Consider the following 20,201-nt stretch of genomic DNA (forward strand, 5'->3'; position numbering starts at 1 on the left):
AGCCTATTGAAGCGTTTTGACCAACAGACCCATCAAAGCTCGTTCGATAAATATCGATAGATCATGACCTTTAAACCTCTCTCTAACATCGTCTCTACAAACACCTCTGGTGGTGAAATGGATTCAACATACTCACAAGCGGGACACTCTCTTGCAACCGTATCGTGCAAAAACTGCTCACTTAAATAGGGAGAGTTTAAACAAAGCATAATCAGACTATTAGGTTTCATAAATTCAGGGATGCGGCGGATAATTTTTTTGTAATCACGTTTAATGTCGACACTGCCCTTTTGGAACGATGGCGGATCACAAACGAATAGTTCATAAGGGCCATGCTTTTTGATGCGTCCAAAAGATTTGAAAATATCCAAGCCTTCAAAAAACACCTTATTGGTATCTTGCTGATTCAAACGGTGATTTTCTCGTCCCATCGACAGTGCCGCTCGGCTCATATCCAGATTAACCACCTTGGATGCACCGCCTGCAAGAGCTGCAACAGAAAATCCGCAGGTATACGCAAATAGATTCAGAACAGCCTTATCCAGAGCATGCTCCCTCACCCAGCGACGCCCATTAAGCATGTCCAAAAAAAGTCCAGTGTTTTGCGCTCTGCCCAAACTTATATGATATTTCAGGCCAGACTCCTCTACCACGGTTTGCGTGACAGGCTCACCTAATAACAACTCTATGGGTGCATTTGGCTGATCGCGATACTGAACCTGTACTGAGCGGCTTTTCGTGACCTCAGCAAACAGCTTGTCAGCTAAAGACAATAAGAGCGCTTCAGGCATGGCTTTATATAAGGTAATGAGGACCACAGGATGAAGCCAATCAATAGAGATATGCTCTAACCCAGGATAGGCATGACCACGGCCATGAAACAGACGCTGTGCATCCAAAGTACTGGGCACACTAAATACAGGAAAGCTAGGCATGGCTTTGGAGCTGGTGATCGGTAGGGTTTCAGACATAATATATTCTTATTTAGACTTATTAAAACAAAGGGTAAATATTAAACAGCATTCTATTTGTCTTTGTCTTTTTGTTGCCAGTAACTGGCGAACACTGAACCCGACAAGTTATGCCAGATACTGAACAAAGCCCCCGGTAAGGCACTGGTGGCACTAAAATAGTGTAGAGCGAGCGCCACGCTGAGGCCTGAATTTTGCATACCGACTTCAATGGCAACGGTACGTGCAATCACGCTGTCATACCCTAATTTTCGAGTCAACCAGTAACCACAAAGCAAGCCGGTGATATTATGCAGTATAACGGCCAGTAAAACGGGCCAAGCCAGGGTTTGTAAATTCGCCTGGTTAAGAGCGACAACGATGGCAATAATCAATAAAATGACCCCCATTGAAAACAGCGGGAAAACGGGCATTATTTTTGAGAGTTTATCGTGAAACAGTTTGTTTAACGCCATCCCGAACAACAATGGCAAGACAATCAATTTCAGTAACATCCACAGCATAGACGTCACTGGCACATCGACCGATTGACCGAGATAGAACCATGTCAGAAAAGGCAACATGACCACCGCGGCTAAGGTCGATACTAATGTCATGCTCACCGACAAAGCGACATCACCTTTGGCCAGATATGCCATCACATTAGAAGCTGTTCCCCCGGCCGTAGCGCCAACTAACATCATGCCGATGGTCAACTCTAATGAGAGTCCCATCAACAATGACAAGGCCCAGGCGGTAAGTGGCATGATTAAGAATTGAATACCAATGCCTAATCCGACCACCCGCCGATTGTGCCAGACTTGCTTAAAGTCTTTCCAGCTTAAGGTGAGCCCCATACCGAGCATGACCGCCATCAATAAGGGGACAATCCAAGACTTTAGATCGACAAAAAACTGCGGATAGAACAGTGCAAAACCACTGAAAATAAGTGCCCAGAAGGGAAATGCCATTAATAACATAGACTAAGTTCCGTGTGGCGGTGAGAGGCATTTAGTGTTTGAGAATGACCAGGCCTGGTCGTTCTACATAAAAGGCTCTTTTTCAAATGAGCTACAAAACAATCAGTGCTGAAGCGAGACCGATTAGACCGCCAAATACGCCACCCCAGACGACTAACCAACCTAAGTGTTCATGAATCAACTTCTGAACCATCTCTTTTACCAATTGTGGTGTCAGCTCTTCTAAACGAACATCAATAATGTCAGCGACCTTCCCACGAATATCGGCCATAACATCTGGTTGATCCATCTCTTCTTGCAACAGTTTATGAAACGACTCTGTTTGGGTCATTTCAATCAGTGAGACTTTCATATTCTCAACAAAAGGTTCTTTTAACGGGGTTAAGGCGTCTGCCCCGCCAAACATACCTAACATACTGCCAAAAGAAGAGTTCATAATCACCTCAACCAACTTTTCAAAAGAAGCGCTTAAATCCACCTTGGCGATGACTGGCTGTAGGTCGAACTTGGAGTTTTTCGCACTGCTGGCAGCAAAACGATCAATGTTTTCTTGAGTGAAAAATTGCTCCATCATTAAGCTTTTAATGGCGGCTTTAAAAGCTTCAAAACGATTAGGAATCACTCCAGAACCGACCAGGCCTGGTACCTTTTCAAACAACATGTAAACGGCTAACCAGTTGGTCAAAGCACCTGATAAGGCAAATAATCCGACCATCATGACAATAGAATTATGTAAAAACCAACCCGTTCCAAGAATGGCGGCGGCGAAAATATTAGTCAAAACACTTTTATTCATTTGTTACTCTCTTCAAAATTAGACTTAGTTGTTTTTAGATCATTGCATCAGCAAGGTCTTTTTATAATTCATCTGCGGTAGATTGAGCTTCAAATGCACTTAAATCGACCTTAATCTTACCCAAATCAGATACCGTAAAAGTAGCCTTATCTTTCACCTCACCAGTTTCATCCATTCCTATACAGCCTTGGAAAATATGCCAGGTATAGACAAAATGCAGTTGATAACGATTAGCGTGCAGATAACTAACATGGGAAATTTGCATACCGTCTTTATAGTGCGCCAACTGACTAATAAAACTTAAATCTCTTACCAATTTAAGATGAATATTGGTTAACTGTGCCGTGAAAAAACCCGCTAAAAAGTCACACCGATTTTCATCGGCAATAAATGGTTCATTATTGGCAAGTTCAAGCTGCAATAACATATCAACCCTTAAAAATTACTAGAAAATTGGTTATAAAAAAAGGGCAACCAGATCTGGCTACCCTTTTTTGAGTGAAATCACTCTCTTTGTTCGGCCACCACAAAAGCCACCGTATGGTGTTTTTCATCACTCACACTAATGGACCAATCGGTAATTCCCAATGCACCCGCTTTCTCTAACGTCGACCCCGTTAACACAAGAATCGGTTGTCCAGATCTCTTATGGCCAATCGTCATGTCTTTAAAGCAAACCCCTTGCGCAATACCGGTGCCTAATGCTTTAGAAACGGCTTCTTTTAATGCCCAACGTTTGGCCAGGAAACGTTCAGGGTAATGCTGGTCTTCTAGTTCCACTAACTCATCCGCCGAAAGCAGCCTATTCGCAAAGGCTTCACCCTGTTTCCTGTAAACCTTGGCGATACGCTCAACGTCGACAATATCGGTTCCAACGCCAATAATCATCGCACTTCCTCTTTCATCGAACGATTCCTTGAACCACTTATTTTAAATATGCTTGTTGGCGGGCTTCAACCATAATGCGTTTCATTTCTCGCACCGCTTCGGGTAATCCAGAAAACACCGCTTTTGCAATAATGGCATGCCCAATATTCAGCTCTTCAATCTCTTTAATGGCGGCAATGGCTTGTACATTGTGATAATGCAAACCATGTCCGGCATTCACGACAAGCCCTAAACGCACAGCATATTCTGTTGCATGACGAATGCGTTCAAGCTCTTCTTCAATATCAGCAGGATGTGTGAGTTCAGCATAGGTTCCTGTGTGTAATTCGATCACTGGCGCACCACACTCTTTAGCGGCTTCAATCTGAGTTTCATCTGGATCAATAAACAAAGAGACACGACAGCCTACATGCGCTAAACGCTCACAAACCTCGGTTAACCAAGGGATTTGTCCGGCAACATCCAAACCACCTTCTGTGGTAAGCTCTTCCCGTTTTTCGGGTACTAAACAGATGTCTTCTGGTTCATATTTACACGCAATTTTAACCATCTCTTCTGTCGCGGCCATCTCTAAGTTGACTTTGGTTTGACGCATCGCAGAGATCAACGCAACATCTTCATCCTGGATATGGCGGCGATCTTCACGTAAATGCAGGGTGATACTATCAGCACCGGCCATTTCAGCATCTAATGCGGCTTTAATAGGGTCAGGATAAGTCGTCCCGCGCGCCTGTCTTAGAGTCGCGACGTGATCTATATTCAAACCTAAAAAAATTGGATTCATGATTATTCCTTGGTAAATTTGAACGTAAACTCTGGTTGAGCTAACATTCTATGTGTGTTGTTTTCGATGTCTATATTATCTAAAAAGTTGGCGAGTCATCAACGGTTTCTCACCTAAATATTGATTGAGAATCGCTCGAAATAGCTGTTTCCACTGCCCCAAGCACGTTTCGCAAAAAGCCGCTTTTGCTAATGCTAACAGACACTCCCCTTCAATGGGTATGCCATTACCAATGCCATCCATATCCGCTCTAATCGCTCCATTTTCTGGGTAGAAATGATACAACACCCCCGGTTCAATAGGCTGCTGTTGGATATCTACATCACAGATCAATCCTTGACCGAGTTCATTTAGAAGGTGATATTCAAATTGCCGTAATGCCCAGGCCTGATCACTTCTATTATTGGCCGCCAATAGTTGATACAAGGCCTGTTGGTAGTAATTATAGAGTGGTTCCACCGGTACTTGTGCAAACAACAAACGATATAATAACTCATTGAGGTACAGCCCACAAAGACTGGCATCACCAGACAGTGGAAAACGTAAGTGATTAAGTTCAACCTGTTGAATAGAGACTAAATCTGATGGTTTGTGGGTTCGTTCACGCCATAAGACGGTCAATTGCTGAAAAGGTTGTAGCAGTGCGGTTTTTTGAGTCGCTGTTTTCCGACCCCCTCTCACGCCACGTACTATGCCATTAAACTTACCATAATCAGGCGAAAGAAACGTCACCAAAGCACTGGTTTCACGGTAAGGGCGAGAGTGCAGGACAAAAACAGACTGTTCAATCTCCATTTAAATCATTAAACCTTAAAATAGCCTGCGAAAATCATGCTTTCGAAGAAAGTTTGTTTTACGGCATAAGACAGTGTCTTAACGCCAATTAAAAGGAGCTTATAATCATTGAAAAACGAACTTAACTGCTGTAGTTATCGTCGTAACCTAAGCTGGCTAAAGCACGTGCATCATCCGACCAGTTCTCTTTGACCTTAACCCAAAGCTCCAAATGCACACGGGCATCTAATAAAGTGATTAAATCTTTGCGGGCTTGAATACCCATCGTTTTAATCATGTCACCCTTCTTGCCGATGACAATCTTCTTTTGGCCTTTTCGCTCCACTAAAATCAGCGCATTAATAATCCACCGATCTTCTTCATGATCAAACTTGAATTGTTCAATTTCAACCGTCGAACCATAAGGTACTTCTTCACCCAAGGTACGCATCAGTTTTTCACGGATGATTTCAGCGGCTAAAAAGCGTTGTGAGCGATCCGTCACATACTCTTCTGGAAAGATTTTTTCTTGTTTAGGCAGATACTTAAGCACTTCTTTCTTGATTAAATCCAGGCCACTTTTCTTATAGGCTGAGATCGGAATCAAAGTATCCATTTGAACATTGGCGGCAACGGTCTGTAAAAACGGAAATAGATCTTCTTTATTTTTGTAGTTATCGATTTTATTCATCAAAACAACCACTGGCGTTTCGATGCCTTCAAGTTTCTTGGCAACGGCATCGTCTTCTTTGGTCCAACGCCCAGCTTCGACGACAAATAAAATCACGTCCACATCCGAAAACGCGCTGTTGGCGGTACGATTCATGTATTCATTAATCGATTTTTCACCGCCTAAATGCATTCCCGGAGTATCGACATAGATAATTTGGTGCTCATCAGTGGTATAAATACCATGAATTCGATGACGAGTAGTTTGTGGCTTATGTGACGTAATACTCAACTTTTGACCCAGCAACTCGTTCATAATGGTCGATTTACCCACATTTGGGCGGCCAATCACAGCAGCAAAACCCGTTTGATACTCTGTTGGTTCTTTGGAACCTGAGTCATCACCACCGGCTAAAATAGCCTCTAAATCGAGTGTACGTTTTTCATCAGTCATTTTTAGTGTTCTCTTTTACAGAGACCTTTATGCGAGTCAGGGACGAGATAGAAATGAGATAGAATTTAGGCTGATTGCGGTAAAAAACGTGGGGAATAGTAAGCTATTTCTTAGTTTTTTAACAAAAATCAGTCAAATTATAGCCACTTATAGCCGTTCATTCACTCGTGCAATGGTCTCTCTATAGGTTATCCAGAGCATCAAGTGCGAACTCAGCCGCTTTTTGCTCTGCTTTACGTCGGTTCGAAGCCGTAGCTTCAAATTTGGTATTTAATTTTTCTACGAAACAGGAGACGGTGAACTGTTGAGCATGTGCGGCTCCATTAACACTGATAATACTGTATTCAGGTAAAGGCTGATTCTTTGATTGCAACCACTCCTGCAAGCGCGTTTTAGCATCTTTGCCTACTTTTTTAGGATCTAGAATTTGCAAACGGCCATCATATAGGTGATTTACCAATTCTCGACAAACATCCAAACCACCATCCTCGTAAACAGAGGCAATAATCGCTTCTACGGCATCCGCAATAATCGAATCACGTCTAAAGCCACCACTCTTAAGCTCACCAGGTCCTAACACTAAATAGTCACTCAAGTTATATTCACGGCCAATCACAGCTAAGGTGTCACCCTTAACTAAATGTGCCCTGACACGGCTCATATCACCTTCTGGTAAATTTGAAAATTGATGAAACAAGATATCTGCAATCATGAAATTGACCAAACTATCGCCTAAAAACTCGAGTCGTTCGTTATTTTTAGAACCAACACTGCAGTGGGTGAGTGCATGTTGTAAGTATGAAATATTTTGGTATTCATACCCTAGTTTTTTAGCCAATTGATGTAACTTAGCCAAACGTTCAACCGAGAGTTTTTCGGCCTTTTTGGTCGCCATCTTATTTAATCTCCTGACCCAAACGATTTAATTGTAAACCGTTGTCCCAGTGCATCCAGATTCCAAACGCTTTGCCTTTAAGATTTTTCGCTGGGACAAAGCCCCAAAAACGGCTGTCATTACTGTGATCACGATTATCGCCCATCATAAAGTAATGACCTTCCGGAACCACGACGGTATCCAAATCGAGGCTCGACTTATCCATATCCAACAGTACTTTATGTGTCGTGCCATTTGGAAAGGTCTCTTTAACGACCGAAGCACCGTCCATAATCGAGCCAGATTCCGTACCGTGATACTTACCGATAAACTCACTTTTGACCGGATTACCGTTAATAAAAATGGTGCGCCCAACATAAGTAATTTTATCGCCCGGCAAACCTACGACGCGTTTGATGTAATCCACCGCTGGGTCATTCGGATATTTAAAGACCACAACATCACCCCGTTCTGGTTCACTAACCGGAATAATGGTCGTTTGCAGAACCGGTAATTTAACACCGTATGCGAACTTATTGACGGCAATAAAATCTCCAATTTGCAGTGTCGGGTACATTGACCCGGATGGAATTCTAAAGGGTTCAATAATGAACGATCTCAAGACCAACACAACCAAAAATACAGGAAACAGTGAACGAGCATATTCCACCAAAATAGGTTCTTTGACGCTCATCATGGCCGCTTGGCGTTTTGGACGCCAGACAACACGATCTACATAGGTAATTACCCCCGTGATTGCGGTGATAATGACAAGAATAAGTTCAAAGCTCATTATGATTCTCCCGTGCTTAATATCGCTAAGAAAGCTTCTTGCGGAAGTTCGACATTACCAACTATCTTCATGCGTTTCTTACCTTCTTTCTGTTTCTGTAATAATTTCTTCTTACGTGAGACATCACCGCCATAGCATTTCGCAGTCACGTTTTTACGTAACGCTTTAACGTTCGCTCGACCAATGACTTTAGCGCCAATGGCCGCTTGAATGGCCACATCAAACATTTGGCGAGGGATCACATCCTTGAGCTTGTCAACAATCACTTTACCGCGCTGTGCAGCAAATGCTCGATGGACAATCACCCCTAATGCATCTACTTTTTCACCATTGATAAGGAAGTCCATTCGAACTAAGTCATCTTGCTGGAAGCGCTTAAATTCATAATCCATTGAGGCGTAACCGCGGCTACACGATTTAAGACGATCAAAGAAATCAAGCACCACTTCATTTAATGGTAATTCATAATTAATGGAAACTTGACCACCTGAATATAGCATGTCTTTTTGGACGCCGCGTTTTTCAATACACAACTTCATAACCGCCCCGACATGCTCATGGGGCACTAAAATATTCGCTTGAATAATCGGCTCACGGATCGCTTCAACCAAACTCAAATCCGGGAGTTCTGAGGGATTATCAATTTTAATGACTTTGCCATTTTTCAGCTCTACTTCGTAGATTACCGTCGGCGCAGTCACAATCAAATCAATATTATATTCACGCTCTAAACGTTCTTGAACGATTTCCATGTGCAGCATACCCAAGAACCCACAGCGGAAGCCAAAACCTAAAGCTTCAGAACTTTCTGGTTCAAAATGTAAAGCGGCATCGTTCAAACGCAATTTACGTAGTGACTCGCGCAGATCTTCATACTGTTCAGAAGAGACAGGAAAAATTCCGGCAAAAACGCGCGGTTGAGCGGGAGCAAAGCCAGGCAATGCCTCTACATCAGGTTTAGAGGCATCGACTAAAGTATCACCCACCGGTGCGCCATCAATGTCTTTAATTCCTGACGTTACATACCCCACTTCTCCTGCACTTAAATAAGGAGTTGACTTGCGTTTCGGCGTAAAAATACCGACATCATCGACCAAATATTCTTCTTTAGTCGACATGACTTTCATTTTGGTTTTTTTACCAATACGACCGTCAATGACACGAACCAATGAAACCACACCAAGGTAGTTATCAAACCAGGAATCTATAATAAGGGCTTTTAAGGGGGCATTTAAATCCCCTGTTGGCGGTGGAATTTTCGCTACAATATCTTCTAGCGTTTCTTTAATACCGATACCCGCTTTGGCACTCGCACGCACCGCATCAGTGGCTGAAACCCCGATAATCTCTTCAACTTCTTCAATGACACGATCTGGTTCGGCAGAGGGTAGATCGATTTTATTCAGTACGACCAAAACTTCTAGACCTTGTTCTATTGCCGTATAACAGTTCGCGACGGTTTGCGCCTCAACCCCTTGAGAGGCATCCACAACCAATAAAGCACCTTCACAAGCCGCCAGAGAACGCGAGACTTCATAGGAGAAATCAACGTGCCCAGGGGTATCAATAAAGTTGAGTTGATAGGTTTCACCATTATCCGCTTTATAATTCAGGGTCACACTCTGCGCTTTAATCGTAATGCCGCGCTCTTTTTCGATATCCATTGAATCAAGTACTTGTGCTTGCATCTCACGATCAGATAAACCGCCACATAGGTGAATAAATCGATCAGCAATGGTTGATTTTCCGTGGTCGATATGTGCAATAATCGAAAAGTTACGAATGTGTTTTAAATCGTCTGACATTGATGCTCCAGGTAGTATCTGTTTGAAAGCGGCTTAAATTGATTTAGGTCGAATTAAGTCGATTCTATAAACGGACAATACGGTCTATAAAAAAAGGGGACTATCGTCCCCTTTCAGCCTATTCTTTAAAACGGATGTTTTTATAATTATCTTCAATGGTTCGTCTTTCAAAAAAGACGCTTGCACATTCAATAACGGAATAAGAGTTGGTTTAAAGTTAATTGCGCGTATTTTACGCTAATTTATGGCGATTCGCATGGATTAATCGCCATATTAGGAACAATGTAAACTTAACCGAGTTCAAGATCCCCTTTTCTTATTATTTAATAAAGATAAGGCTCTTTGAAGCTTACTTATCTAAAATCAACGGTAAGAACAAAGAGTGCCCTTCTCTCAAGATGCGTACCGCAACAGACCGGTTTTTCGGTAAACTTTTTAACAAACTATCTAATATCTGGATATTTTTTACCGGTTTAAAATCAATGGTAACGATCACATCGCCTTGGCGTAAACCAGCACTTAAAGCCGGTTCTGCAAAGACATTTACCACTCTTACGCCAAATGGAATTTTCAATTGACTTAAGTCTGCTTTATCCATGACTTCGACTTCTGCGCCTAAAAGATTGTGCATATTATGGCCGGCTTGCTCTGCAGCCACGGACTCTGACTTATCCAGAGATGCCAGTTTAAGCCTAATAGTCTTCTCCTTTCCTTGGCGCAACAGCTTAACATCAACCTTTTTATCAATCGGCGTCACGCCGACAATAGGCGGTAAATCAGACGATTTGGTAATTTCTTTGCCGTCAAATTCTAAAATAATATCCCCTGGTTCAATCCCGGCCTTTGCCGCAGGTGTTGCAGGAAAGGTTTCCCCCACTAAAGCCCCCATTGGCTTTACTAAACCAAAGGATTTAGACAGCTCACTGGTCACTTCTTGTACTTGAACGCCTAAGTACCCGCGAACGACCTTACCACCATGCTTTAATTGATCAACCACATTCATAGCAATGTCGATAGGAATCGAAAAAGATAGACCCATTGCACCACCACTTTTGCTATAAATCATCGAGTTAATACCGATGACTTCGCCCTCTAAATTAAAAAGTGGACCCCCTGAGTTTCCTGGATTAATGGCAATATCTGTTTGGATAAATGGCACATAAGTATCTTCAGGCAAAGCACGCCCCAAAGCGGAAATAATGCCATGCGTTACAGTATGATCCAAACCAAATGGCTGACCAATTGCCAAAACCCACTGACCGACCTTAAGATCTTTCAAAGAACCAATTTTAGCAAAAGGCAAATCTTTAGCAGAAATTTTCAATAAGGCTACATCCGTTCTGGGATCCGAACCAATCACTTTTGCCTTTAGCTCTTTACGGTTACGCATACGGACAATAATTTCATCTGCACCATCAATAACATGGTGATTGGTTAAAATATAACCATCGGCACTGATCACAAAACCTGAGCCGAGTGAGTGGGATTGTTGCTGTTTTTGAGGCATCCCAGGCTGTTTGCCACCAAACCGATCTCTAAATTGATCTAAATCACCACCCGGAATTCCGAAAAAATAACGCAACAATTCCTCTGGCATACCCTGAAGCGGGGCGACTGATTGCGATTGGTCGCGAACAATCTTTTTTGTGGTGCTTATATTCACCACCACCTGATTGTTTTGTTCAACCAGTTCGGTAAAATCTGGTAAACCATAACTATTAACCGTCGTAGCCATCGCCGTTGTAGCCGTAAAACTTAGCCATATCGCAACCAGTAAAGATGTTAAAACTGACATTTTTTTCACAATCGTGCCCCCTTATTTTTCAAAACTTTTCATGATTCTTACAAAAAAACACCTTAAATCATGCTTAATGACTAAACCTAAAAATTTAATTTTCAACCTCTTGCTACTAAATACCTCAACCCAACAAGTTCACCTGTCTTATGTTGAGGGTTTATCGCATAAATTTAACTTAAAGTACCGTTCTAACCGTTAGGTGTTAGGTAAACTTATTTCAGGCAATACTGGCTGATAAATCGTATGCGTCAACCACCATCCCAAAGCTACGCCAAGAAAACCGCCAATCATTGCGGCGACATCAGCAACCGTATCACTGACATCGAAAACTCGTACACTCAACACACTAAACAATACTGAAAACAAAAACAAGCCTATTAATGGTACACCGTAGGCCATAAAGGAATGCTTAATCAATCGTGACTCATCCAGAGTTAATATAACGTGATCACCCACTTGAGCATTCAGTCTGTTTCTCACTTTGATAGCACTTTGAGAGGTATTCGTAAATAAAGTGGCCAATGCAGATGTACCACAGCTTGATGATGAAGCACAACCGCTACATCCCGACTGACGCTGGGCATCTACATAAGCAAACTCACCTTCAATGGAGGAGATAATGCCGGATTCACGTAATAGATGAGATTCACCCATTGGAAACACATCAAGTTCAGCGTCCCCGCCCAAGTCTAGCGGCCTGCTCTCAGAAACAGATTCTGTCTGTTGGTGACTTTCATTCACATGTTTATTCATTTTTTTACACCACTCTTTTTCCACTGAAACCAGGATGATTGTCCACAATACTCTCTTGCCGTCGCACAGGACTTTGAGCATAAAAGAACAGTCCTTAGCCAGTATTTAAATATAATATGCTACCATTAAATAAATTATTCAAGTTAAGTTCAGTTTTTATGACTCACTTGATGAACTTCTTTATAGAAATTAAAAGGTTCCTGCGTGGCCACTTCAACTCATAATCATAGTTTAAAAACCGACATATTAGTCATCGGTAGTGGCATTGCCGGGCTTTCTGCTGCACTTAAACTGGCCACGGATTACTCTGTCATCTTAATAGCCAAAGCCTCTTTAAATGAAGGCAGCACAAATTATGCACAAGGTGGCATTGCAGGTGTTCTAGATCCTTTTGACAGCATCGATGCACACATTTCAGACACCCTAGATGCCGGTGCTGGCTTGTGTGACCCTAAAGCAGTTTCTGTCGTCGCAACCCATGCAGCTGAAGCAATTCGAGAGCTCATTGACTTAGGCGTGCCCTTTAGTAAACAGGTTGACAGTGAATCCTCCTTTCCATTTCACTTGACTCAGGAAGGTGGACATAGTCACCGTCGAGTGATCCACGCCGCTGATCATACTGGGCAATCGGTCATCGATACCTTGATCTCCTGCGTTAAAACACACCCAAACATCACCCTTTTACCAGAGCACATTGCCATTGACTTGATTTTAAATCAAAAACGCAATCGCTGTTTGGGTACCTATGTTTTAAATAAAACGGAGAAAACAATTTATGGCATTGCGGCTCGTTTTACGATATTAGCCACTGGCGGCGCAAGTAAAGCCTATCTCTATACCAGTAATCCGGACACCTCTACCGGAGATGGCATCGCAATGGCCTGGCGCGCAGGTTGTAGTATTGCCAATATGGAATTTAATCAATTCCATCCGACTTGCTTACATCACCCCAAGGATCGTTCATTCTTAATCAGTGAGGCAATTCGTGGTGAAGGCGGTATTTTGAAGCTACCTGATGGCACTGCATTTATGGCGAACTATGATCCACGAGCGGATCTCGCTCCACGAGATATTGTTGCCAGAGCAATAGACCATGAGATGAAAATACACGGGATTGACTGTGTCTATTTAGACATATCACATAAACCACGCGACTTTATTCAAAACCACTTTCCAACCATTTACGAACGTTGTCTTAAGGTTGGTATTGATATCGCACGAGAACCAATCCCAGTCGTGCCTGCGGCGCACTATACCTGCGGTGGTGTCATCACCGATTTAGAAGGCCAGACCTCTTTAAACGGCCTTTATGCGATTGGTGAAACAGCTTATACAGGGTTACATGGTGCCAACCGTCTTGCCAGCAACTCATTGGCTGAAGGTTTGGTGTTTGCCAAAATGGCCGCTCAAAGTATTAAAAAGGCATTTCCACTGACCGTGCCAGCGGAGCATGAAATCACTCCCTGGGACTGCACTGGCATTACGGACCCCGCTGAAAAAATTCTAGTGAGTCACGATTGGGATGAGCTGCGCCGAGTCATGTGGGATTATGTAGGTATCGTGCGTACAAACGAACGCCTAAAACGTGCCCGTCAACGATTACGAAATCTACATAAAGAGATTGATGAATACTACCATCAACATACGGTGACCAGCGATCTCTTAGAGTTAAGAAATCTCGTTATGGTCGCTGAATTGATGGTGATGAGTGCGCAACGTCGTAAAGAGAGCCGTGGACTGCACTATAATTTAGACTACCCTCACACCCATAAAAAAGCCAAACCAACCATTTTAAAACCAAAGTAAAAGAGTCATTCAGGCACCCTAGACACGAAAAAAGCGCACTAAGCGCTTTTTATCGTCTCAAACGAGATGTCTTTTAAAGTTCGCCAGAACTGGCTCAACCGTTACCCGTTGGCATCCCACCATTATCAGCCACAATAGACTCAATCAAACCTTCTGATGCAAGCTTATCTATATCAATCAAAATGACCATTCGACCTGTTGATTTATTTCGGCTTTCCACCGCATTTTCTTGAGCAAGCGCTTGCTCAGCAGGTGTATTTTCGATGGTTGCCAATCCTAGAACAAATTGATTTTGAACAGACGTTGAAATATCTGGCGCCGCTTGCAGCTTAGTAAGGTCAAATACATGCACATCCGATACGGCATCAACCACTAAACCGACAACACGCTCTCCTTGACTGGTAATCACATGCACAACAATAATCACCGTTGTGTTATCAAAACTTGAGTTTAATCTGAACTTTTCTCGTAAATCAATAATGGGTACGACAGTACCACGTAAATCCACCACACCTTTTACAAAACTCGGCACGTTTGGCAAAGGACTAGGTTTTTCCCAACCCCGGATTTCCTGAACACGGAGTATTTCAACCGCATATTCTTCGCTACCGATAATAAAGGTTAAAAACTCTTTCTTTGATTCAGACACGTTTTGACTCCGTTACACAATAGTTAACTTGACATGAAAAAGGCTTTAAGCCCGTCAAGGCGAATTCCTTAGAAAAAGAATACACCCCATATTACTATACTTTAGAGAGAATTCAACTGCTTTTAACAGTGTTTGTAGTGGCGAAAAGCCAAGATGGGAGTTCATAAATTAAGCCAAGATATTTTGCGATTTTAAAGTCCTGCGGTATCATCTGCACACCGTTTAAGAATGAAGGATAAAGCAATGAGTTCCAGTGCCACTTTAGATCCACTATGGCTAGAGGTTCTAGCCTCACAAAATGTCGAATTTGATGAAACCGGAAAGATAGTCACTTTCGGGCAAGCCGAATTAGAGCGTTTTTTAATCAAAAATGGCCCAGTGTTAACAAGCCTAACCCACCAGGGACTCATTAAAGCCACTGGCAGTGATGTTGCAAGCTTTTTACAAAGTCAACTCAGTAGTGACATCAGCATTGTCTCTGATAGCCAAGCACAACTGTCCGCCTATTGTGATCCACAAGGCCAAGTTCTCGCGCTCTTCTTAGTTTTCAAGTACCAAGGTGACTTCTACCTAAATTTTGATGGCTCTTTGAAAGAGTCCATTTTAAAGCGTTTAAGTATGTTTGTTATGCGCTCCGATGTTCAATTAACCGATGTTTCTGACAGTTTGATCCAGATTGGTTTTGCTGGAGAATTCGGTGATTTAGACATCCAGCGCCGCTTAAGCACTAAAGTAAAAGACGTTTATGAAACGGGCTATATCGATATTGATGGCATGCGAGATGTCTGCGTGGTTAAAGTACCCGGTCCATACCATCGTTATGCTTTATTTGGTCCTGCTGAACAAATGAAAGAGGTTTGGAAAAGCTTGCGTAGCAATGCTGACCTTACCAACTCTTATGATTGGAATCTACTGAATATTGCCGCTGGCATGCCTGAAGTGAATACCGATACCACAGGAAAATTTGTCGCTCAGTTTTTGAACCTCGATAAACTGGATGCCATTAACTTTAAAAAAGGCTGTTTTCCCGGCCAAGAAATTATTGCGCGCATGCATTATCGCGGAAAAGTCACCAAACGTATGTTCCGTATTCGTTTTGAAGAGAGTCTTGATTTAAAAGCCGGTGAAACACTGATTTTAAAAGACTCAAATGATAAGAGTCACAAGTTAGCGATCATCAGTGCTAATCCAAACATCTTCAACGGCACACTCTGTTTAGCCATAGGCACATTAAGATCTTTAGAAGCGGTTGAAGGCGATTTATTAACCGAGTCCGGCTCACCTGCTATTATTGAACCTCTACCATACTCGGTGACAGACGACGAATAGACCGAACCTAACACAGGTTCAAATTCCGCTGAAATAAAGCGTAAAAGCAAAAAGCCCGTTAAACTGACCAGGCCTGGTCAGTTTAACGGGCTTTTTTATTGTCTAGGTTCTTAAATAACAGTTCAGGCCATTCTTCAGGCTAGAACATTTATCCATAAACTTTACTGCTTACGCATATGCGGAAACAGAAGTACGTCGCGAATCGAAGCCGAATCGGTAAAAAGCATCACTAAACGGTCAATGCCGATCCCTTCACCCGCTGTCGGAGGCATACCATGCTCTAAAGCCGTAATATAATCCTCATCGTAATGCATCGCTTCATCATCACCCGCGTCTTTTGCTTCTACTTGAGACATAAAGCGCTCAGCTTGATCTTCTGCATCATTCAACTCGTTAAAGCCGTTGGCCAATTCACGGCCACCGATAAACAGTTCAAAACGATCGGTAATAAACGGGTCTTGATCATTACGGCGTGCCAAAGGCGAAACTTCTGCCGGATACTCAGTAATGAACGTTGGATCCATTAGCTTTTCTTCAACCGTTTCTTCAAAGATTTCAGTAATGATTTTACCTAAACCATAACCTTCTTTAACATGAATCTTTAAGCTATTGGCCAAAGCCGTTACTGACTCAATCGTCTCTAACTGAGACAATTCAATGCCTTCGTTGTACTGTACAATCGAATCTTTCATGCTGATACGCGCAAACGGCTTCCCAAAATCAAACTCTTGCCCTTGATAAGGTACTTTCGTTGAACCGACGGCTAATTCGGCTAATTCCTTCAGCAACTCTTCGGTGTAATCCATTAACTGATTATAATCGGTATAAGCCGCGTAGAATTCAACCATAGTGAACTCTGGATTATGACGCGTCGATAGCCCCTCATTTCGGAAACTACGATTAATTTCAAAAACACGTTCAAATCCACCGACCACTAAACGCTTAAGGTAGAGTTCAGGTGCGATTCGAAGATAAAGTGGCATATCCAACGCATTGTGATGCGTATTAAAAGGCTTAGCAGTTGCGCCCCCTGGAATGACATGCATCATTGGCGTTTCAACTTCCATAAAATCATGACGAATTAAGAAGTTACGCACGTGCTGAACAATTTTAGAACGCAACATGAACGTTTCACGCGTTTCTTGGTTAACAATTAAATCGACATAACGCTGGCGATAACGGACTTCTTGATCTTGCAGGCCATGGAATTTATCCGGCAGTGGACGAATTGACTTAGTGATGAGCTCAATATGTTCAACGTGAATTGAAAGCTCGCCAGTGTTGGTTTTGAAGATAAAGCCTTCAGCGCCAATAATATCGCCTAAATCCCATTTTTTAAACTGAGTGTTATAGAAATCAGTTGGTAACTCATCACGCGTAACATAGACTTGAATACGCCCGGTAGGGTCTTGTAACGTTGCAAAACTGGCCTTACCCATAATTCGACGTAACATCATGCGTCCAGCTATCTTTACACGGACTGGCTCTGCTTCTGCAAGCTCTTCTTTGCTCATAGCGTTATAAAGAAGGTGTAACTCTGCAGCATTATCCTCACGGCGAAACGTATTTGGGTATGAATGCCCGCCTTCTTTTAATGCATGAAGTTTTGCGCGGCGTTCGGCAATGATTTTATTCTCATCAACTTCAGGGGCTGTATTTTGTGTTTCGGACATGGGATAACTCTCTTAACTTTAATGTGTAAAACGACCAGGCCTGGTGGTTTTGAAAACGACCAGGCCTGGTAACTTAATAGATTGGAATATGAATGGTATTTTAAGGCTTTAAATGCTTAAAAACTAGTTAAACAACACTTAACTTGGTTAAAGACACTTTTAAAAGTCTTACACACCTGCTTTTAAGCTGGCGACAATAAACTGATCTAAGTCACCATCTAAAACAGCACCGGTATTGCCGGTTTCAACATTGGTTCTTAAATCTTTAATACGTCCTGAATCCAAAACGTACGAGCGAATTTGACTGCCCCAACCGATATCCGATTTAGAGTCCTCTAACTCTTGTTTATCGGCATTACGACTTAACATTTCGAGCTCATATAACTTCGCGCGCAACTGCTTCATCGCTTCGGCTTTGTTTTGATGCTGTGAACGACCATTCTGGCACTGGGTCACGGTATTGGTCGGCAGATGGGTAATACGCACCGCTGATTCGGTTTTGTTAACGTGCTGTCCACCCGCGCCACTGGCACGATAAACATCAATACGTAAATCCGCAGGATTAATATCCACTTCAAAACTGTCATCAATTTCAGGCGATATAAAGACTGATGCAAAAGAGGTATGGCGGCGATTACTTGAATCGAATGGTGACTTACGTACCAAACGATGCACACCGGTTTCGGTACGCAACCAACCAAAGGCATAATCACCTTGCACATGGATTGTGGCGCCTTTAATACCCGCGACATCGCCGGCGGTTATTTCAATTATTTCAGCCTTAAAACCGTGGCTATCCGCCCAACGCAGATACATTCTTAAAATCATATTCGCCCAGTCTTGGGCTTCTGTGCCACCAGAACCAGATTGAATTTCTAAATACGCATTATTGGGATCCATCTCACCGGAGAACATCCGCTGAAACTCAAGTTTTTCAAGTTTTGCACCTAAAGCATCCAAATCGACAATGACTTCATCGACCATCTCCTGGTCATTTTCCATCTCAGCCATTTCGAGCAACTCTTTGACCGATTCGGTACCGGACTCCATTTGATCAATAGTGGAAACAATCATCTCCAACTGAGACTTTTCTTTGCCTAAAGCTTGTGCCTTTTCAGGATCATTCCAAACAGTCGGCTCCTCTAGTTCTCGTAAAACTTCGTCTAAACGCTCTGAACGGGCTTCGTAGTCAAAGATACCCCCTAAGCACTAGCGTACGCGCCTGGTAATCATCAATACGAGTATAAACAAGATTAAGTTCCATTCTCTTCCACTTCCAAATCACACTAAAAAATATCCACGCATGATACCAGTATTCCCCCTATCCTGCTGAAATTATGAGCAAATCTATTATTTATAACGTATTTTTTTGACACTTACACTCCATGCGAATGTCACGGCATTTTTCTTAACAAATGACCAGCAATTTAAGCTTTAGTATTGTCGGCCGATACAAACTGTATAAGAATTTATCTATAAGTTGTTTGAAGACTTATTTAGAGACATTTCCCAACATTACAAATAAGCGTTAACATAAACGCACTTGATCATAAAAATCTTCGACTAGAAAAAGGATCTATCATGGCTGTTGAAATGAATAATTTAAGTTCCATCCAGGCCTATCAAAAATCGGCTGGGCTTGATCATGCAAACACGGATAACCAAGGCCGCCGCGCCTTAGGTCAACCGGAACAAGCCAATCAAGCGAACCAACCTGACCTACCCGAACAAGCCTCCTTGCAAGCCACCCAAGCGACGATTCGTACCGAACGTCAGGCGAGTTTGGTTGCACACTTGTTTGGAGATGGCAAATCGGCCTCTGCAGATTCATTAAAACTGACCTATCAAGCCGCTATCGAAAAAATAAATGAAGTACTGAGTGCTCAGTTTGGTATCAGTGAAGGTGAAGGCGACACCGCCCCCATCAGCAAAGAAGCCTTAAAGACACAAGGCGGTATGGAATATTGGACGCCTGAAAATACCGCGAAACGTATTGTCGATGGTAGCACGGCTTTCTTAACAGGTTTTCAAGCCGCGAATCCTGAACTTAAAGGCGAGGCTTTAATGGATCGTTTTATGGACGTGATTGGTGGCGGAATTGCCCAAGGCTTCGATGAAGCAAAAGGTCTATTGGGTGATTTGGATGTACTGAAAGGTGATATCGCCACGAATATTGAATCAACTTTTAAATTAGTGCAAGAGGGATTACAAAACTTTCGTAATCAATATTTAGGCACAACAGAAACAGCCGTTCCTGTAACTGACACGGCCAAAACTAAAACTGACACAACAAATCTTGGTAATGTATAAACTCTATTGGATGGCTTGAATTCTAGAGTAAGTATATGACAGATAATAAAAAAGGGCCGAAAGGCCCTTTTTTATGCGTTGAAGAATAAGTCTTTATCGCCAACGCGAATTGAGAG

The 20,201-nt window shown here is 42.5% G+C and carries 19 protein-coding genes; 3 read left to right on the top strand and 16 right to left on the bottom strand.

Annotated elements, in window-relative coordinates:
* Positions 1-32: 32 nt before the first annotated feature.
* The 13 genes from F612_RS0104745 to F612_RS0104805 form a co-directional block, all read right to left on the bottom strand.
* Positions 33-971 carry a class I SAM-dependent methyltransferase gene (locus F612_RS0104745; protein ID WP_019556608.1) on the bottom strand — a complete coding sequence of 313 codons (939 nt, stop codon included), beginning with the start codon at positions 969-971 and terminating at the stop codon, positions 33-35.
* Between the two features lie 53 nt (positions 972-1,024).
* Entirely contained in the window at positions 1,025-1,930 is a 906-nt protein-coding gene (locus F612_RS0104750) for a bile acid:sodium symporter family protein (RefSeq protein ID WP_019556609.1), read from the bottom strand.
* Between the two features lie 91 nt (positions 1,931-2,021).
* Positions 2,022-2,726 (bottom strand): hypothetical protein, encoded by a 705-nt coding sequence (locus F612_RS0104755; protein ID WP_019556610.1) that lies wholly within the window; start codon positions 2,724-2,726, stop codon positions 2,022-2,024.
* Between the two features lie 61 nt (positions 2,727-2,787).
* On the bottom strand, positions 2,788-3,153 hold the full coding sequence (locus F612_RS12215) for a hypothetical protein (protein WP_019556611.1): 366 nt from the start codon (positions 3,151-3,153) through the stop codon (positions 2,788-2,790).
* A 77-nt stretch (positions 3,154-3,230) separates the two neighbouring features.
* Complete coding sequence (acpS, locus tag F612_RS0104765; RefSeq protein WP_019556612.1) at positions 3,231-3,614, bottom strand: holo-ACP synthase; 384 nt, start codon at positions 3,612-3,614, stop codon at positions 3,231-3,233.
* 37 nt (positions 3,615-3,651) lie between these two features.
* On the bottom strand, positions 3,652-4,398 hold the full coding sequence (gene pdxJ, locus F612_RS0104770) for a pyridoxine 5'-phosphate synthase (RefSeq protein ID WP_019556613.1): 747 nt from the start codon (positions 4,396-4,398) through the stop codon (positions 3,652-3,654).
* 75 nt (positions 4,399-4,473) lie between these two features.
* Positions 4,474-5,193, bottom strand: coding sequence for a DNA repair protein RecO (gene recO / locus F612_RS0104775; protein WP_019556614.1), 720 nt, complete (start codon positions 5,191-5,193; stop codon positions 4,474-4,476).
* Between the two features lie 121 nt (positions 5,194-5,314).
* Positions 5,315-6,295, bottom strand: coding sequence for a GTPase Era (gene era, locus F612_RS0104780; protein ID WP_019556615.1), 981 nt, complete (start codon positions 6,293-6,295; stop codon positions 5,315-5,317).
* 181 nt (positions 6,296-6,476) lie between these two features.
* A complete protein-coding gene (gene rnc / locus F612_RS0104785) occupies positions 6,477-7,190 on the bottom strand; it encodes a ribonuclease III (protein WP_019556616.1) in 714 nt (237 codons plus the stop codon).
* Position 7,191: 1 nt separating this feature from the next.
* The gene (lepB, locus tag F612_RS0104790) at positions 7,192-7,962 is read right to left on the bottom strand and encodes a signal peptidase I (RefSeq protein WP_019556617.1); all 771 of its coding nucleotides are present in this window, start codon (positions 7,960-7,962) and stop codon (positions 7,192-7,194) included.
* The gene (gene lepA, locus F612_RS0104795) at positions 7,962-9,767 is read right to left on the bottom strand and encodes a translation elongation factor 4 (RefSeq protein ID WP_019556618.1); all 1,806 of its coding nucleotides are present in this window, start codon (positions 9,765-9,767) and stop codon (positions 7,962-7,964) included. Before lepA ends, lepB begins: the two co-directional genes overlap by 1 nt.
* Positions 9,768-10,116: 349 nt before the next feature.
* On the bottom strand, positions 10,117-11,562 hold the full coding sequence (locus tag F612_RS0104800; protein ID WP_051080312.1) for a DegQ family serine endoprotease: 1,446 nt from the start codon (positions 11,560-11,562) through the stop codon (positions 10,117-10,119).
* A gap of 198 nt (positions 11,563-11,760) precedes the next feature.
* Positions 11,761-12,399, bottom strand: a complete 639-nt coding sequence (locus tag F612_RS0104805; protein WP_083917288.1) for a SoxR reducing system RseC family protein — start codon at positions 12,397-12,399, stop codon at positions 11,761-11,763.
* Between the two features lie 123 nt (positions 12,400-12,522).
* Here F612_RS0104805 and nadB point away from each other — a divergent pair, with 123 nt between their 5' ends.
* Positions 12,523-14,124 (top strand): L-aspartate oxidase, encoded by a 1,602-nt coding sequence (gene nadB / locus F612_RS0104810; RefSeq protein ID WP_019556621.1) that lies wholly within the window; start codon positions 12,523-12,525, stop codon positions 14,122-14,124.
* A 94-nt stretch (positions 14,125-14,218) separates the two neighbouring features.
* Here nadB and F612_RS0104815 read toward each other — a convergent pair whose 3' ends face one another.
* On the bottom strand, positions 14,219-14,773 hold the full coding sequence (locus F612_RS0104815) for a chemotaxis protein CheW (protein WP_019556622.1): 555 nt from the start codon (positions 14,771-14,773) through the stop codon (positions 14,219-14,221).
* Between the two features lie 243 nt (positions 14,774-15,016).
* Here F612_RS0104815 and ygfZ point away from each other — a divergent pair, with 243 nt between their 5' ends.
* On the top strand, positions 15,017-16,102 hold the full coding sequence (gene ygfZ / locus F612_RS0104820) for a CAF17-like 4Fe-4S cluster assembly/insertion protein YgfZ (RefSeq protein WP_019556623.1): 1,086 nt from the start codon (positions 15,017-15,019) through the stop codon (positions 16,100-16,102).
* Positions 16,103-16,263: 161 nt separating this feature from the next.
* On the opposite strand, the gene lysS is transcribed toward ygfZ, so the two are convergent.
* Together lysS and prfB are read right to left on the bottom strand one after the other, a co-directional pair.
* The gene (gene lysS / locus F612_RS0104825) at positions 16,264-17,775 is read right to left on the bottom strand and encodes a lysine--tRNA ligase (RefSeq protein ID WP_019556624.1); all 1,512 of its coding nucleotides are present in this window, start codon (positions 17,773-17,775) and stop codon (positions 16,264-16,266) included.
* Positions 17,776-17,943: 168 nt separating this feature from the next.
* Positions 17,944-19,039, bottom strand: a protein-coding gene (gene prfB / locus F612_RS0104830; protein WP_096777653.1) for a peptide chain release factor 2 whose coding sequence is annotated in 2 segments (ribosomal slippage) — positions 17,944-18,966 and positions 18,968-19,039 — 1,095 coding nt in all. Because the reading frame shifts where the segments join, the coding sequence is not laid out codon by codon here.
* A 317-nt stretch (positions 19,040-19,356) separates the two neighbouring features.
* On the opposite strand from prfB, the gene F612_RS0104835 reads away from it, so the two are divergent.
* Positions 19,357-20,085 carry a DUF5610 domain-containing protein gene (locus F612_RS0104835; protein WP_019556626.1) on the top strand — a complete coding sequence of 243 codons (729 nt, stop codon included), beginning with the start codon at positions 19,357-19,359 and terminating at the stop codon, positions 20,083-20,085.
* Positions 20,086-20,201 lie beyond the last annotated feature (116 nt).

The sequence above is a fragment of the Thiomicrorhabdus arctica DSM 13458 genome (genome assembly GCF_000381085.1).
Taxonomy (GTDB): domain Bacteria; phylum Pseudomonadota; class Gammaproteobacteria; order Thiomicrospirales; family Thiomicrospiraceae; genus Thiomicrorhabdus; species Thiomicrorhabdus arctica.